This window comes from Tenacibaculum amylolyticum, from assembly GCF_964511145.1.
In the GTDB taxonomy this organism is placed as follows: Bacteria; Bacteroidota; Bacteroidia; order Flavobacteriales; family Flavobacteriaceae; genus Polaribacter; species Polaribacter amylolyticum.
Genome location: NZ_CAZEFZ010000048.1, coordinates 1 through 1,263 on the forward strand (window position 1 = coordinate 1; position 1,263 = coordinate 1,263).

Annotated in this window: 3 protein-coding genes; all 3 read right to left on the bottom strand. The window is 38.2% G+C overall.

The window, feature by feature from the left end; all coding sequences use genetic code 11:
• A partial coding sequence (locus ACKTTC_RS12835; RefSeq protein WP_408039801.1) for a hypothetical protein occupies positions 1-327 on the bottom strand: 327 nt, incomplete at its 3' end.
• A 52-nt stretch (positions 328-379) separates the two neighbouring features.
• The gene (locus ACKTTC_RS12840) at positions 380-751 is read right to left on the bottom strand and encodes a hypothetical protein (protein ID WP_408040240.1); all 372 of its coding nucleotides are present in this window, start codon (positions 749-751) and stop codon (positions 380-382) included.
• A gap of 50 nt (positions 752-801) precedes the next feature.
• Positions 802-1,263 (bottom strand): hypothetical protein (locus ACKTTC_RS12845; protein WP_408040241.1); only part of this gene is annotated, 462 nt, incomplete at its 5' end.

Genomic DNA, 1,263 nt, shown 5'->3' on the forward strand with positions numbered 1-1,263 from the left:
GTGATCTTTAGCACTAAAAGCTACATTTTGTACATCGGTATTCGGTGCTGCTGTCGCCCATTTTAAAGTAATACCGTCCGCTACAAATACGCGTCCTTTTACAAGTGAATTGCCATCAAAATTTGTTACTCCTGTTTTGTCTACCGAAGACCCTGTTAATAAAGGTACTGTTCCTCCTACATCAATTTTTTTATTAGCATATAAAAAGGAAGGCATCGGTTTCATTGCTGCAATGTTCCACTTTTCGTTGGGTTTACGCATTGCATTTTTTTCTTTTAAATACTCTGTTACTCGTAGGTACTTTTCCTCGTTTCTTAAAAAATTCATATCGCTTTTTTTGTTAATTTTTGTTTTTCTTTTTTATAATTTTTCTTTTCTCTTATGCTGCAAATTCTTGTATGTTCTCGTGCGGTATATCTTCCGAAATAAAATCATAGTTCGGGGTATAGCTTGATAAAAAACTACTACTATCTAGTAACTCCATGTCATAGTTATACATCGGACTACCTAGAGCGGCGTGCATTTTAGAATCTTTCAAACGCTCGTCTAAAAGCTCTTTTAATAAATGCCCTGTTTGCGTTACTGCCGTTGCGATTGCGATTTCTTGCCCTATCTTACGTCCTGTAGTTTTTCGGTCTAAGGCGGCAGCTCCTAAAACTCCTACGGCAATTAATGCACCTCTTTTTAATTTGGTGTTTTTTAGCGGTAGATGCTCCACGGCTAAACGGGATAACATAGCCCCTGCGGTCATACTTGCTAAAGTTTCCCCTGTTTCAATAATCTTGTTTAATTTCATAACTGTTATTTTTTTGTGATTACATAAATGATTCCTAAAAATCCTAATACACCCGCACCAATTCCTACATATAACAAGGTGTTATCCTTTTTAGGCGGTGGGTTTTGGTTCTGCTGTATTTGTTGTTGAATTTGTAGCCGCATGGTTTGCGCTAAATTCTCTACAGACATCTGTAGTTGACTTGCTTGTGCTTCAAAATTATTACGCAAGGTTGGTGCAATATCTTCTGTACTCCCTTGTGCGTTCTTTACATATACAGGCTGCCCGTTACGTGCCTGCTCGATCTGCGCCCATGTTCCCCCGATGGTGTTTAAAAGCCCCATCAAGGTCGTATCTTGAAAAAAACCTCCTAACGAAGCATCATAAGGCATTGTTGCGCTGCTTTCTTGCATTAGTTTTTCTTCCTCTTCTGCTGCAAGTAAAAAATGTGTGGTTGTTAAATTCATAGCTTTTATACTTGTACTGCT